This window comes from Myxococcus sp. CA040A (assembly GCF_013336725.1).
In the GTDB taxonomy this organism is placed as follows: Bacteria; Myxococcota; Myxococcia; order Myxococcales; family Myxococcaceae; genus Myxococcus; species Myxococcus llanfairpwllgwyngyllgogerychwyrndrobwllllantysiliogogogochensis.
Window position 1 is genome coordinate 742,653 of the sequence record NZ_JABUMR010000004.1, and the last position, 13,543, is coordinate 756,195.

At 68.2% G+C, this 13,543-nt stretch carries 10 protein-coding genes; 3 read left to right on the forward strand and 7 right to left on the reverse strand.

Annotated features, from left to right (window positions below):
- Window positions 1-2: 2 nt before the first annotated feature.
- A complete protein-coding gene (locus HUA75_RS20115) occupies window positions 3-1,340 on the forward strand; it encodes a di-heme oxidoredictase family protein (protein WP_174487294.1) in 1,338 nt (445 codons plus the stop codon).
- 35 nt (window positions 1,341-1,375) lie between these two features.
- Here the strand turns inward: HUA75_RS20115 and HUA75_RS20120 are convergent, their stop codons facing one another.
- Window positions 1,376-2,269, reverse strand: coding sequence for a LysR family transcriptional regulator (locus HUA75_RS20120; protein WP_174487295.1), 894 nt, complete (start codon window positions 2,267-2,269; stop codon window positions 1,376-1,378).
- 111 nt (window positions 2,270-2,380) lie between these two features.
- Between HUA75_RS20120 and HUA75_RS20125 the strand changes: the two genes are divergently transcribed.
- On the forward strand, window positions 2,381-3,271 hold the full coding sequence (locus tag HUA75_RS20125) for an SDR family oxidoreductase (RefSeq protein WP_174487296.1): 891 nt from the start codon (window positions 2,381-2,383) through the stop codon (window positions 3,269-3,271).
- A gap of 69 nt (window positions 3,272-3,340) precedes the next feature.
- On the forward strand, window positions 3,341-3,703 hold the full coding sequence (locus HUA75_RS20130) for a hypothetical protein (protein WP_174487297.1): 363 nt from the start codon (window positions 3,341-3,343) through the stop codon (window positions 3,701-3,703).
- 133 nt (window positions 3,704-3,836) lie between these two features.
- Here HUA75_RS20130 and HUA75_RS20135 read toward each other — a convergent pair whose 3' ends face one another.
- The 6 genes from HUA75_RS20135 to cysS all read right to left on the reverse strand — a co-directional run bounded on the left by HUA75_RS20135 (window position 3,837) and on the right by cysS (window position 13,421).
- Window positions 3,837-5,345 (reverse strand): hypothetical protein, encoded by a 1,509-nt coding sequence (locus tag HUA75_RS20135; RefSeq protein WP_174487298.1) that lies wholly within the window; start codon window positions 5,343-5,345, stop codon window positions 3,837-3,839.
- Window positions 5,346-5,416: 71 nt separating this feature from the next.
- Window positions 5,417-5,935 (reverse strand): DUF507 family protein, encoded by a 519-nt coding sequence (locus HUA75_RS20140; RefSeq protein WP_141648986.1) that lies wholly within the window; start codon window positions 5,933-5,935, stop codon window positions 5,417-5,419.
- Window positions 5,936-6,069: 134 nt separating this feature from the next.
- The gene (gene uvrC / locus HUA75_RS20145) at window positions 6,070-8,010 is read right to left on the reverse strand and encodes an excinuclease ABC subunit UvrC (RefSeq protein WP_174487299.1); all 1,941 of its coding nucleotides are present in this window, start codon (window positions 8,008-8,010) and stop codon (window positions 6,070-6,072) included.
- A gap of 12 nt (window positions 8,011-8,022) precedes the next feature.
- Window positions 8,023-10,116, reverse strand: coding sequence for an excinuclease ABC subunit UvrB (gene uvrB, locus HUA75_RS20150; protein WP_174487300.1), 2,094 nt, complete (start codon window positions 10,114-10,116; stop codon window positions 8,023-8,025).
- A gap of 84 nt (window positions 10,117-10,200) precedes the next feature.
- Window positions 10,201-11,898: a M28 family peptidase gene (locus HUA75_RS20155; protein WP_174487301.1), complete on the reverse strand. Its 1,698-nt coding sequence runs from the start codon at window positions 11,896-11,898 to the stop codon at window positions 10,201-10,203.
- Window positions 11,899-11,942: 44 nt separating this feature from the next.
- Entirely contained in the window at window positions 11,943-13,421 is a 1,479-nt protein-coding gene (gene cysS, locus HUA75_RS20160; protein WP_174487302.1) for a cysteine--tRNA ligase, read from the reverse strand.
- Window positions 13,422-13,543 lie beyond the last annotated feature (122 nt).

The following is a 13,543-nucleotide window of genomic DNA, read 5'->3' on the forward strand; positions in this document are numbered from 1 at the left end:
CCATGCGACGTGCCGTGATGATGGGGGCCTTGCTGTTGTGGACCGCTGGCTGCGGAGAGGAGGCACCCCAGGTGCCTTTCGCTCCGCCGAGGGCGGGTGGGGCCACCACCGTCGACAATCGCACGTCGCTGGCGTTCGCCCAGCCCGCCGCCAATCTGCGACCTGAGTATGACCGGCTGCACCGGGACGGCGACGCGGCCTTCGAGGCCATCTTCGTCCCGGCGCCTTCGCGTGTGAATCCAGGGCTGGGGCCGACCTACAACAACGTCTCGTGCAACGGCTGTCATCTGCGCAACGGGCGCGGCATGCCGGTGATGGGGCCGACCGCCCAGCGCACCCAGCTCCTCGTGCGAGTGAGCCTTCCCGAGGGAATGCCCGAGCATCCATACGGCGCGGTGCCGGTCCCTGGCCTGGGGTTGCAGGTGAGGGACCAGGCCGTCTATGGCGCCATGCCACCCGCCGCACTCACGCTTTCATGGGTGGAGAGCACCGGGCAGTACGCGGACGGCACGCCGTACTCGCTGCGCTCGCCGCGCGTGAACATCGCCCCGTCGGATGGCTCGGCGCTGCCCGCGAACATGTTGATGTCGCTGCGGCTTCCTCCTCCCGTGTTCGGGCTGGGGTTGCTGGAAGCCCTGCCGCTCGAGACGCTGCGCGCCCTGGAGGACCCTGATGACCGGGACGGCGATGGCATCTCCGGGCGGATGAACGAGGTCTGGGACGCGGCGCTGCACACGCTCGTGCCCGGGCGCTTCGGGTGGAAGGCGAACAGCCCTCATCTGCTGCAGCAGTCCGCCGAGGCATACTTCAACGACATGGGCATCAGCAGCCCCCTCTTCCCAGAGCCCGACGGGACGCATGAACTCACGCCCGAACTCCTGGAGGCCGCCGTCTTCTATTCGCAGTCGCTCGGCGTTCCCGCGCGCGCGGCGCTGGAAGACCCGGTGGTCCAGCGCGGCGAGAAGCTGTTCCGCTCACTGGGTTGCGAATCCTGCCACCGCGAGACGCTCGAAACAGGCGCGTCCGCTTACGAGGAACTCGCCTTTCAGAGCATCCATCCGTACACGGACATGCTGCTGCACGACATGGGACCGGAGCTCGCGGATGGCAGGCCGGATGGCGCGGCCACCGGCACCGAGTGGCGCACGCCCGCGCTGTGGGGCCTGGGGTTGACGCACACGGTGCTGCCCTACTCAGGGTTCCTGCATGACGGTCGCGCCCGGACGATAGAAGAAGCGGTGCTGTGGCACGGGGGTGAGGCCCTCGCCGCCCGTGATGGCTTCCGCGCGCTCTCCAGCGACGACCGCGCCGCGCTGATGAAGTTCCTCGGCTCGCTCTGACAGCGAAGGGGCGCGGGACGGCACCGCGCTCCGGCTCAGGGTGGAAACGGGCGCTGCTTCAGCGTCTCCAGCAGGAAATCGCGGAAGGCGGCCACCTTCCGTGGAATGTGCCGCTCCGCCGTGGAGACGAACCACACGCTGCCCCCGGGCATGCTCCATTTCGGGAGCACCGGGACGAGCCGCCCCTCCGCGACCTCGGGCTCCGCGAGCATCGATGGCAGGAAGCCGATGCCCGCGCCCAGGCGCAGCGTCTCCCGCATGAAGAACATGTCATCGCACCGGATGGAGCCCGACTGAGGGACGCGCATCGTCTCCCCGGGTCCCACCAGCGAGAAGGGCTTCGCGCTCCGGAAGGAGACCCACGTGTGACTGGTCAGCTCGCGAGGATGGCGCGGAGTGCCCCGGCGCGCCAGGTACGCGGGTGAGCCGTAGAGGCGCAGCGAGAAGGGCCCCAGCCGGCGGGCACGCAGGGAGGAGTCCTTGAGCGTGTTGGAGGACAGCCGGAGGGCGGCGTCGAAGCCCTCGGCCACCAGGTCCACCACGCGGTTGTCCAGGTGCAGGTCCACCTTCACCGCTGGGTAGCGCGCCACGAAGCGGGTGATGATCTCCGCCAGCACGGTGGTGCCCCAGTCCACCACCGCCGTCAGCCGAAGCTCGCCCGAGGGCTCGTCCTCCAACTCCGGCAGCTCCCCCACCGACTTGCGCAGCGAGGCGAGCATGGGAGACACGCGCTCATACAGCGCCTGGCCCGCGGTGCTGAGCGCCACCCGACGCGTCGTGCGATGGATGAGCTGCACGCCCAGAGAAGACTCCAGACTGGAGATGCCTCGACTCACGGATGACTTCGGCATGCCCAGCTTCTTCGCGGCGGTGGAGAAGCTGGCCCCTTCGGCGACGGCGACGAAGAGCGCGAGCTGGTTGAGGTCCATTGTTCCCTCCATGGAACAGTATGCTCCACGAGGAGGCATTGTGCAGCAGGGAGTCCGGGGATTAACCCAAGGGCCGAAGCTCACGTCACCCCGCTGCTCCGGAGAGTCCCCATGTCCGCCACCCTGCTCGTCACCGGCGCGTCCGGCCATCTTGGCCGTCGCGTCGTCGAGTTGCTCCTGGAGTCCCACAAGGGCTCGCTCATCGTCACCACCCGGGAGCCGTCGAAGCTCTCGGACCTCTCGGCGCGCGGTGTCGTCGTGCGAAAGGCGGACTTCGATGACGCGAAGTCGCTCGACACCGCGTTCGCGGGCGCGGAGCGACTGTTGCTCATCAGCACGGACTCGCTCGATGTCCCCGGACGCCGCATCACCCAGCACCAGAATGCCCTGGACGCGGCGCTCCGCGTCGGTGTCCGGCACATCGTCTACACGTCCCTCACCCGCCCCGAGCCGGACTCGCCCATCACCCTCGCGAAGGACCACTGGGCGACGGAGCAGGCGCTGGCGAAGAGCGGGCTGAGCTACACGGTGCTGCGCAATAACATCTACGCGGACATGCTGCTGCACAGCCTGCCGCAGGCCATCGCCACGGGACAGCTCGTGGCCGCCACCGGCACGGGCTCGACGGCGTTCATCACCCGCGAGGACTGCGCTTGCATCGCAGTGGCCGCGCTGATGTCCACCTTCGATGGCAAGCGCACGATGGAAGTGACGGGCCCCTCGGCGGTGAGTCACGCGGAGCTGGCGCGACTGGCGGGCGAGCTGTCCGGTCGTCCCGTGCAGTTCGTTCCGGTGGACGCCGCGAGCCTCAAGGCGGGCATGGTGGCGCACGGGTTGCCCGCGCCGCTGGCGGAGGTCTATGCCTCGTTCGACGTGGCGGTGGCCGAGGGACGCATGGGCGAGGCCACGGGAAGTGTCGCGGAGCTCACGGGCAAGGCTCCCACCAGCGTGGCGAGCTTCCTGACGAGCCATCGCGAGACCCTGAAGGCGGCCGGGCGCTGAAGCCCTACGCACCGGGGACGCGAGGGCGGGAAAATTGACGGGGTGCTACGGGCCTGTAGCGTCGAGGCCATGTCCCCTCTCGCCCTCGCCGCCCCCGTGCTGTCGCGCCAGGCCGACCCGGTCCGAGTGGCCACCGAGCGCCTGGCTCGGACCCTGCCCTCTCGCACCGACGCGACCGTGCTCGTCGATATGATCGAGGATGACTTGCGGGAAGGCCTGGATGCGCTCGGCGACGTGGAGGCCCACTTCTCGGACCTGCTGAGCACGCTGCGCACCGCGCCCCTGACACCGGTGAACCTGGTGAACGCGGGGGATGATCCGCGCATCATCGAGCGGCTCGACTACCTCCAGCACCTGGTCCTCCAGCTTCGCAAGCGCCTGTCCCAGGCCGCCGCGATGGCGCGACAGACGCCCCCTTCGCGCGTCCGCTGAACGACGCGCGCCCGTCCTCGACGCTGTCCGGTGGGCGCCACGACCCACGCCTGCGCGCCAATCGCTCCGCGCGAAACGCGCCCAGAGCCGCTGAATCCACGGCCCTGGCCCGCTGGCGTGTCGCCCGTCGCCCTCAGTTCGCGGGCGTACCCGCCGGTGCCGCCGCGGGCGCTCCGGTCGAGCCCACGCCTGTCGCGGGCGCCGCATTGGCCGGCGCCGGCGTGGCGGGCAGCCCCGTGGCCGGCGCCGCGTTCAGTGGCGTGGGCGACCCCAGCAGCGGGGGCGCCGACGCGGCATTGAGCGGCGTGGGGGCGCCCAACAGCGCGGTGGGCGGCGTCGCCGAGTCCGCGTTCAGCGGCGGCGCGGTGCCGATGATGCCCGGGCTCACCTGCGCCGTCCCGGAGAACGCATCGAAGCTGGGCGCGGTCAGCGACGGCACGGAGAACGAGCCCGTGGTCGACAGGTTCGCCGGAGTCCCGAAGGCGCTCACCGTGGAATTCACCCCCGGGGCTGTCGTCCCCGAAATCACCGTCTGGTCCCCGGCGAACGACGGGCCCAGCACGGGCGTCCCTGGCAGCACCTGCGAAGTGTTCACCGGTGGATTCGGCGTGCTCGTGATGGGGGAGACGCCGCTCGTCACCTCGGGTTCCCGAGGCGCAACGAGGACATTCGCGCCGGTGCCCAGCGTGGCGCCGCCCTCCGTCACCACCTGGCCATCACTCCCGCCCACGAGCACCCGCGTGCTTCCTCCAGGAATGACCACCGACGGCTCCTGCCCCGCCGTCGCCGCCGCAGACGTCGCCAGCCCACTGCCGCCGGTCCCCGTCTGCTGTACCGGCGCGGGCGGAAGCGGAGGCGGCACACCGGGATAGACCCCCGCCGGCACGGGCGTCAGCAGATACGGGTCTCCCGTCACATGGCCCGTGTTCTCCACCACCGCCACCGAGCGCACGGACACCCCATCCACCTGGATGGCCACGTCCTCGAAGATGAACTGGAGGAACCCTCGCGGCTCCGCCTCCGGAGGCAGGTTCCACACCAGCACCACGAGCTCCGCGTCACCCACGCGCGCCTGACGCAGCATCCGGTGCGTGTCGTCGTCCGAGAATGCCCCCGCATCCAACGCCCCGACGTGCACGAAGGCCGTGTCCGTCAGCAGCCGCCCGTTGCGCCACACGCTGCCCACGCCCCACACCGCCACCGCGGCATGCGTGCGGGTCATCGCTGACCACCCCAGGCCACTGTTGCCGTAGAGCGGCACGTTCAGCAGCACGCCGCCGGCCACGGTATGCGGCGGGGGTGGAGGGAGCGGCCGGGAAGGCGCCTGTCCAAGGGCCTGGGCGGGCGGGAAACCGGCCTGGGACAGCTCCACCCGATAGTCGGTGGCCCCCAGGCGGAACAACGCGGAGAAGCTCGCCTTGTCGCCGTACGTGGCCTCGGGGGAGTCCACCCGGTCCTCGACGGTGAGGTCCGCGCTCCCTCGGCCGCTTTCGGCCAGGTCCGTGAAGGGCAGCGGTCCTTGGATGAAGAAGGCGTCCGGCTGCTCGGTCCGCGCGCTGGCCTGCCGGCCCTCGAACGTGAACCCGCCTGGCCCCGCGGCCAGCAACCCGGACAAGAGAAACGCGGTGAGAGGTCCCGCCATCGACGCTGCCTCCTTGTAAAACAAGGTAGGCAGCGGAGCGGGGAACGGCAGTCCCCTCTCCCCCAAGAAAACTAGATGAGGCCTCGAGCCCGGCGGATCTGCTCCACCGTCTTGTTGTACTCGATGTCGAAGGCGCTGGTGCCCTCCTGCAGGTGCTTCAGGCGGGAGCGAGCCTCCTTGTCGATTTCATCATCCACGTCCAGGTGCCGCTTCATCACCGCGAAAATCTTCTGACGCAGCGAGTTGTCGGCCGAGTAGACCTCCTCCACGTTCCGGCTGATGAGGAGGAATTCGATCATCTGGTTGATGACGTACTCGATGCCCTCGTCGCCCATCTTGAAGCCGCGGACATCCGCCATCTCGCGCTTCACCTGGTTGAACTTGGAGTAGTCATATCCGCGACGCTCCAACGCCTCGCGCGTCGCCTGGTTCACACGCTCTTCATTCGCGAGGTACTCACGCATGATGGCCGACAGGTCCATCTCGGCGTCCGCCACGCGCATCGGCTCCACCTCGATGTCCCCATCCTGCATGAGCTGCTGAATCGCCTCTCGCGAGATGATCGGGATCACCTTCGGATACAGCCTCATGTCGGTCCCTCGCCCTCTTTGGACGGCTCGAATCGTCAACCGCTATAAATCAGCGCCGAGCCCAGTCGCAATTAAAAACCCCAGGAACGTCGCGGTTCCAGCGCACTTCCCCCGCAGTCCGAAGTGGAAATTAATCACGCGGCACCGGGTGGCGACCCTCCCTGCGATTTTTCGTTCACCGGTTCGACGGCATCGTCGAGGGATGCTTCCCGGACAGGGTCTTCCTCCTCTTCGTCGGGGTGTCCGTGAAGCCCCGCATGGACACGCTCAGCGACGGCGGGGCCCACCACGTCGGCCAGCTCCTCGATGCTCGCCTCGCCCACGCGCTTGAGTGAACCGAAGTGCCGCAAGAGCGTCTTGCGCCGCACCTCCCCCACTCCCGGGATGTCCTCCAGCGCCGAACGCACCCGACTCTTGCGCATCACCTGCTTCTGGAAGGTGATGGCGAAGCGGTGCGCCTCGTCCCTCATGCGCGTCAGCATGAACATCTCCGCCGAGTTCTGAGCCAGGACGATGGGGTCCTTTCGCCCCACGACGAACACCCGCTCGGGGCTGCGAGCGCTCTCCGCATCCCGGTCGAAGACCTCCAAGTCGCGGCTCTTGGCCAGGCCGACCACGTCGACGGAGTCCACGCCCAGGTCCTTCATGGCCGCGTGCGCGCTCGCCAGCTGCCCCTTGCCGCCGTCGATGACGAGCAGGTCCGGCAGGTCGCCGTCCTCCAGCCCTCGCTTGAGGCGCCGCGTCACGACCTCGTACATGCTCGCGAAGTCGTCCTGCTTCTCCACCGTCTTGATCTTGTACTTCCGGTACCGGGACTTGTCCGCGTCGCCATCCGTGACGGCCACCTGCGAGGCGACGATGGCGGAGCTCTGGAAGTGCGAGATGTCGAAGCACTCCATGCGGCGCGGAAAGTTCTTGAGGTTCAGCCGCTGTTGGAGGCGTGAGAGGACCTGGTCGGTCTCGTCCTTGGTGCGGCGGCGCTCCAGGAAGGCCTGTTCGGCGTTCTTCACCGCCATCTGCACCAGTTCGTGCTTCTCCCCTCGCTTGGGGACCAGCACGCGCACGCGCTCGCCCTTCCGCTCGGAGAGCAGGCCTTCGAGTCCGTCGGTGCCGTCCTCGGGGTCCAGCGGAAGCAGCACCTCCTCCGGCACGAAGCTGCCCTGGTCGTAGTAGAGGTTCACGAACGAGGCGAGCAGCTCCTCGTTGGGGAACTCCTGGTTGCCGAAGGGGAACGCCTGGCCGCCGTTGAGCCGGCCCTGCCGCACCCAGAGGACGTAGAACATGATGCGGTCGCCTTCGCGGAACAGCGCGAAGACGTCCTGGTCCTTGAAGTCCGTGGTGGCGATCTTCTGGCGCTCCAGGCTGCGCTCAATCGCCAGGAGCTGGTCTCTGACCCGCGCGGCCTCCTCGAACTTCAGCTCCTGGGCGGAGCGCTTCATGCGCAGGCGGAGACCCTCCACCAGTTCGCTGGCCTTGCCCTCCAGGAACATCACCACTTCGTCCACGCTGCGGTGGTAGTCGTCCTCGGGCACCGGGTGGACGCAGGGCGCCGGGCAGCGGCCGATCTGGAACAGCAGACAGGGCCGCTTGCGGTTGGCCAGCACGTGGTCCGTGCAGGTGCGCAGGCGGAAGTAGCGGTTGATGATGCGCAGCGTTTCGCGGATGGCGCCCGCGCTGGAGTACGGGCCGAAGTAGCGCGCGCCGTCGCGCTCGTACTTGCGGACGACTTCCAGGCGCGGGTACGCGTGGGTGCGGTCCAGGCGCAGGGAGATGAACTGCTTGTCGTCCTTGAGCAGGACGTTGAAACGCGGCCGGTGCTTCTTGATGAGCTCGTTCTCGAGGAGCAGCGCCTCCTTCTCGTTGTGGACGAGCACCGTCTCGAGGTCGCCGAGCAGCTCATCCAGCAGCGACACGAAGACGCGCGTGTCCCCGGTGCGCGTGAAGTACGAGCGCACGCGGCTGCGCAGGTTGATGGCCTTGCCCACGTAGATGATCTGCCCCCGGCGGTCCTTCATCAGGTACACGCCGGGCTCGGTGGGAAGGGCGTCGAGCTTCTCCTGGAGCTTCACGTCCATGGCAGACGCCTCCTAACGGCGCCCTCGCGCCCGGCCGCCCTTGCCCCGTCCACGCTTCGGGGCTTCGTCCGGCGCCTTCGTGGGCCCCTTCAACAGGAAGCGCGAGGCGGGCTTGAGCCCCAGGTCCATGTCCTTGAGCAACTGGACCTTGTCCCGGTACTCGGCGGCCTTCTCGAACTCCATCGACTCGGCGGCGCGCTGCATCTCCTCGGTGAACTCCTTCACCAGCCGCCGGATCTCCTTCGCCTCGAGCAAGTCGTCCTCACCCTCGGCCGCCATGGGCAACGTGCCGCCGCCCTCCGCGTCGTAGGCGTGCTCGGAGAAGTTGAGGATGTTGCTCTTGATGGAGCGAGGGGTGATGCCGTGGGCCTTGTTGTGCTGCCGCTGGATTTCGCGGCGGCGCGTCGTCTCCTCCAGCGCCTTCTTCATCGAATCGGTGATGGAGTCCGCGTACATGATGACGCGGCCATTCAGGTTGCGCGCGGCGCGGCCGATGGTCTGGATGAGCGACACGTGGCTGCGCAGGAAGCCCTCCTTGTCCGCGTCGAGGATGGCGACCAGGGACACCTCGGGGATGTCCAGGCCCTCGCGCAGGAGGTTGATGCCCACCAGCACGTCGAACTCGCCCTTGCGCAGGTCCCTGATGATGGCCATGCGCTCAATCGCGTCGATGTCCGAGTGCAGGTAGCGCACGCGCACGCCCACGTCCGCGTAGTACTCGGTGAGGTCCTCCGCCATGCGCTTGGTCAGCGTCGTCACCAGGACGCGCTCGCCGCGCGTGACACGCAGGCGGACCTCCTCGAGCAGGTCATCCACCTGGTTGCCAACAGGGCGCGTTTCGACTTCCGGGTCCGTCAGGCCGGTGGGGCGGATGATCTGCTCCACCACCACGCCCTGGGATTTCTGCAGCTCGTACTCGGAAGGCGTCGCCGAGACGAAGACGGCCTGGGGCACCAGCTCCTCGAACTCACCGAACTTCAGTGGGCGGTTGTCCAGCGCGCTGGGCATGCGGAAGCCGAAGGTGACCAGCGTCTCCTTGCGCGCGCGGTCTCCCCGGTACATCGCGCCAATCTGCGGCACCGTCTGGTGGCTCTCGTCGATGAGGACCAGCAGGTTGCGCGGGAAGTAGTCGATGAGGCACGGGGGCGGCTCGCCCGTGGCGCGGCCCGAGAAGTGCCGCGAGTAGTTCTCGATGCCGTTGCAGTAGCCGACCTGTTCAATCATCTCCAGGTCGAACATCGTGCGCTGCTCCAGCCGCTGCGCCTCCAGCAGCTTGCCCTCGCGCTTGAACGTCTGGAGCTGCTCGGACAGCTCGTCGCGGATGGTCTGCAGCGCGCGCTGGCGCACGTCCTCGCCCGCGACGTAGTGGCTGGCGGGGAAGATGACGATTTTGTCCAGCGTGCCCAACGTGACGCCGCGCAGCGGGTCGAACTCGGTGATTCGCTCCACCTCGTCGCCGAAGAAGCTGATGCGCACCGCGCGCTCCTCCTCGTAGGCGGGAAACACCTCCACGGTGTCGCCGCGCGTGCGGAAGGTGCCTCGGTGGAAGTCCATGTCGTTGCGGTCGTACTGGCCCTCCACCAGACGGCGCATGAACGTGTCGCGCCCCATCTCCCCGCCCACGTCCACGCGCACCGCCAGGTCCACGTAGCTCCGGGCCGCGCCCAGGCCGTAGATGCAGGACACGCTGGCGACAATCACCACGTCGTCGCGCGTGCGCAGCGAGTGGGTGGCCGAGTGGCGCATCCGCTCGATGTTGTCGTTGATGGACGAGTCCTTCTCGATGAAGGTGTCCGACGACGGGACGTAGGCCTCGGGCTGGTAGTAGTCGTAGTACGAGACGAAGTACTCGACGGCGTTGTTCGGGAAGAGGCTCTTGAACTCACCGTAGAGCTGGGCGGCCAGCGTCTTGTTGTGGGCGATGACCAGGGTGGGCCGCTGCACCTTGGCGATGATGTTCGCCATGGTGAACGTCTTGCCGGACCCCGTGACGCCCAGGAGCGTCTGGTAGCGGTCGCCCCGAAGCACGCCCTCCGTGAGCTCGCCAATGGCCCTCGGCTGGTCCCCCTCGGGCTGGTGGTCGCTGACGATCTGGAACTCAGGCATATCCGCGAGGTTTAACACCCTCGCGGGGCGAAACACTGGACATTTGTACCCGCCCGTCGAGCGGCGGACGGAGCGCTTCCAGCCCTACTTCGATGCCCCCTCGGAGGGCGGCGTCCGGGGGGCCTTGAGTGCCTCCAGCGCCTCCAGGCGAGCGGCCTCGAACTCGTCCCCCTTGTTCCAGCGCGGCAGCTCCGGAGCGCGGGCGACATGGGCCCCCAGCAGGAAGAACAGGCGTGCGTCCTCCACCGCGCCCGTCATGTCCCACTCCGGGCGCAGCTCGTCGGACGGCTGGTGGTAGTGCTTCGCCTCCCAGGCCTCGCGCTGCTGGCGGCCCCAGCCATCCGGGCGACCGATGAAGTCCATGCCGCTGCCGAAGTAGGCGGCGGGGATGCCGCGCCGCGCGAAGTTGAACTGGTCCGAGCGGTAGAAGAAGCCCCGGTCCGACAGCTGGTCCGCCTTCACCACGCGGTTCTGCGTCTTCGCCAGCGCGGTGATGACGCCATCCAGGTTGGACTTGCCCAGGCCGATGACGGTGATGTCGCGCGTGCGGCCATGGATGTTGGCGCCGTCGATGTTGACGTTGGCGGCGATGCGGCCGGCCGGCACGGGCGGATGCTCGGACAGGTACTGCGAGCCCAACAGCCCCTGCTCCTCGGCGGCCACCGCGGCGAAGAGGATGGAGCGGCGCGGAGCCTGCGGCATCGCACGGTACGCCCGCGCCACCGCCAGCATCGCGGACACGCCCGCCGCGTTGTCGAGCGCGCCGTTGTAGATGGTGTCCTCACCCGGCTTGCCACCCTCCTTCTTGCCCAGGTGGTCATGGTGCGCGCTGTAGAGCACCACCTCGCCGGACAGCTTCGCGTCGCTGCCGGGCAGCATCGCCAGCACGTTGGCCGTGGGGCGACGACGGACGTCGTTCGCGAAGCGCGTGGACACCGTCACCCCCAGCGGCACCGGCTGGAAGTCGCGCGACTGCGCGGCGGCACGGAGCGTCTCCAGCTCCCGCCCCGCGAGCTGCAACACCCGGCGCGTGGCGTCCTCGGTGGCCCAGGCCTTCACTTGAAGACGGGGGCCCGACGTCGCGGGCAGCTCGAACTGCTCGCCCGTCCACGACGACTGCACCACCTGCCACGGGTAGCCCGCGCTGGCCGTGGTGTGGAGGATGATGGCGCCCGCCGCGCCCACCTTCGCCGCCTGCTCGTACTTGTAATCCCAGCGGCCGTACCAGAGGCGCGTGCGCCCCCCGAAGAGCCGGGGATCATCCTCCGGGTCGCTGTTGAGGATGAGCAGCGTCTTGCCGCGCAGATCCATCCCCTTGAAGTCGTCCCACGCGTACTCGGGCGCCTGGATGCCGTAGCCCACGAAGACGAGCTCGGACACGTCCAGCTTCGCCTCGGGAACCTGCACGCCCGACACCGCGATGAAGTCCTCGTGGAACTTCAGCTCCGCGGCGCCCAGCGGTGCGCGGATGGACATCGTCTCCGGATGGCCGGTGACACCCACCAGGTCGAACGGTTGGAAGAACGTGCCGTCGGTGCCCGCGGGCTTCAGCCCCAGGGCCTCCAGCTGCGCCGCGATGTACGCCTGCCCCAGCGCGTCACCCCGGGTGCCAGGGCCTCGACCCTCGAGCAGGTCACTCGCGAGGAAGCGCACGTGCGCGCGCAACACATCCGGGTCGATGCTGCTCGCGGCGGCCTTCTCCGCGGGAGTGCTCAAGGGCACTCGCTGGGCGAGCGCGGGAACGGACGTCAGGGCCAGGAACAGTGACAGCACATGCTTCATGGTGCCCCGAGCCCTAACACGAAGGCCCGGGGCACCGCAGCCCTTCAGCCCTGCGCGGTCGCCACCTTCCACGAGGTGCCGCCAGCCGTATCCATGATTTCCACGCCCTTCTCCTTCAGCGTGGCCCGCACCCTGTCCGCCGCGGCGAAGTCCTTCGCGGCCCGAGCGGTCGTCCGCTCACCGAGCAGCCGCTCGACCTCCGCCACGTCGATGCCACGCTCGCGCACCGCGCGCTCACGACGGCGCAGGAGCCACGCGCTCGGGTCGTCCTCGAACAGGCCGAGCACGCCGGACACCTTGCGCACGTCCTCACGCAACGCCTGGAGCGTCCGCCCCACCATCGGCTTGTCCTTCACCGGCGGCTTGTCGGTCAGCTCGTTCATCAGACCGAAGAGGCCGGACAGCGCGCCCAGGCCTCCCGCGCTGTTGAAGTCGTCGTCCATGGACGACTCGAACTCCGCGAGGAAGCGGTGCGGCTCGCCGTGGAGCGCTCCCGTGCCGAAGTCCTTGCCCGCGAGGCGCTCATCCACCTTGCGCAGCGTCTCGTAGAAGTACTCCATGCGCGCCTCCGAGTCGGCCAGGGCCTTGTCGGAGAAGCTGAGCGGATGGCGGTAGTGCGTGGAGAGGAAGAAGAAGCGCAGGGCCTCCGCGTCCACCTTCTCCAGCGCGTCGCGCAGGCGCACCACGTTGCCCAGCGACTTGGACATCTTCGCGCCTTCGAGGTCCAGGAAGCCGCAGTGCATCCAGTACTTCGCGAACTGCTGCCCGTTGGCGGACTCGCTCTGCGCGATTTCGTTCTCGTGGTGGGGGAAGATGAGGTCCAACGCCCCGCCGTGGATGTCGAACGTCTCGCCGAGGTACTTCGCGCTCATCGCTGAGCACTCGATGTGCCAGCCAGGACGGCCGAGCCCCCACGGGCTCTCCCACGCGGGCTCTCCTGGCTTGGCGCCCTTCCACAGCGCGAAGTCGAGCGGCTCGCGCTTCTGATCTCCCGGCTGCACGCGCTCGCCAACGCACAGCTCGTCCAGGTGTCGCTTGGACAGCTTCGCGTAGTCCTTGTCGGCGCTCACCGAGAAGTACACGTCACCCTGGGACGCGTAGGCGAAGCCCTTGTCCACCAGCTTCTGGATGATGGCGATGATTTCGGGAAGGTGGTCGCTCACCTTCGGCTCCACGTCCGGGTCCTGCATGTGGAGCGCGCGGACGTCCTCGTGGAAGATGTCCACGAAGCGCGAGGCCAACGCCACGGGGGCCTCCCCCGTCTCGTGCGCGGCCTTGATGATCTTGTCGTCCACGTCCGTGAAGTTCCGGACGTAGCGAACCTTCAGGCCCCGGTACCGGAGATAGCGGACCACCACGTCGAAGGACGTGAAGGTGCGAGCATTCCCGATATGAATGTAACTGTAGACGGTAGGACCACAGACGTAGACCCCGACGCAGCCCGGGACAGCGGGCTCCAGCAGCTCCTTCTGCATGGTCATCGTATTGAAGAGCCGGATGGGTGGGGGAGTCACTTGCGCCATTCCTCCTGAGGGGTCCGTCTTTGTGCGTGTGGCCGCTACTCTAGATTCGCGGTCCCTGAACAGGCCAGCATTCACGAGGTCCTCGGTGCCGGGATGACTCCGGAATCCACCGGACGTGGACA

Bases quoted from the DNA above. Each gene is read 5' to 3' on its own strand.
- HUA75_RS20135 (WP_174487298.1), bottom strand. From the start codon at position 5,345: ATGGCGGGACCTCTCACCGCGTTTCTCTTGTCCGGGTTGCTGGCCGCG.
- HUA75_RS20140 (WP_141648986.1), bottom strand. From the start codon at position 5,935: ATGAGGCTGTATCCGAAGGTGATCCCGATCATCTCGCGAGAGGCGATT.
- uvrC (WP_174487299.1), bottom strand. From the start codon at position 8,010: ATGGACGTGAAGCTCCAGGAGAAGCTCGACGCCCTTCCCACCGAGCCC.
- uvrB (WP_174487300.1), bottom strand. From the start codon at position 10,116: ATGCCTGAGTTCCAGATCGTCAGCGACCACCAGCCCGAGGGGGACCAG.
- cysS (WP_174487302.1), bottom strand. From the start codon at position 13,421: ATGGCGCAAGTGACTCCCCCACCCATCCGGCTCTTCAATACGATGACC.
- HUA75_RS20125 (WP_174487296.1), top strand. From the start codon at position 2,381: ATGTCCGCCACCCTGCTCGTCACCGGCGCGTCCGGCCATCTTGGCCGT.
- HUA75_RS20120 (WP_174487295.1), bottom strand. From the start codon at position 2,269: ATGGACCTCAACCAGCTCGCGCTCTTCGTCGCCGTCGCCGAAGGGGCC.
- HUA75_RS20155 (WP_174487301.1), bottom strand. From the start codon at position 11,898: ATGAAGCATGTGCTGTCACTGTTCCTGGCCCTGACGTCCGTTCCCGCG.
- HUA75_RS20115 (WP_174487294.1), top strand. From the start codon at position 3: ATGCGACGTGCCGTGATGATGGGGGCCTTGCTGTTGTGGACCGCTGGC.
- HUA75_RS20130 (WP_174487297.1), top strand. From the start codon at position 3,341: ATGTCCCCTCTCGCCCTCGCCGCCCCCGTGCTGTCGCGCCAGGCCGAC.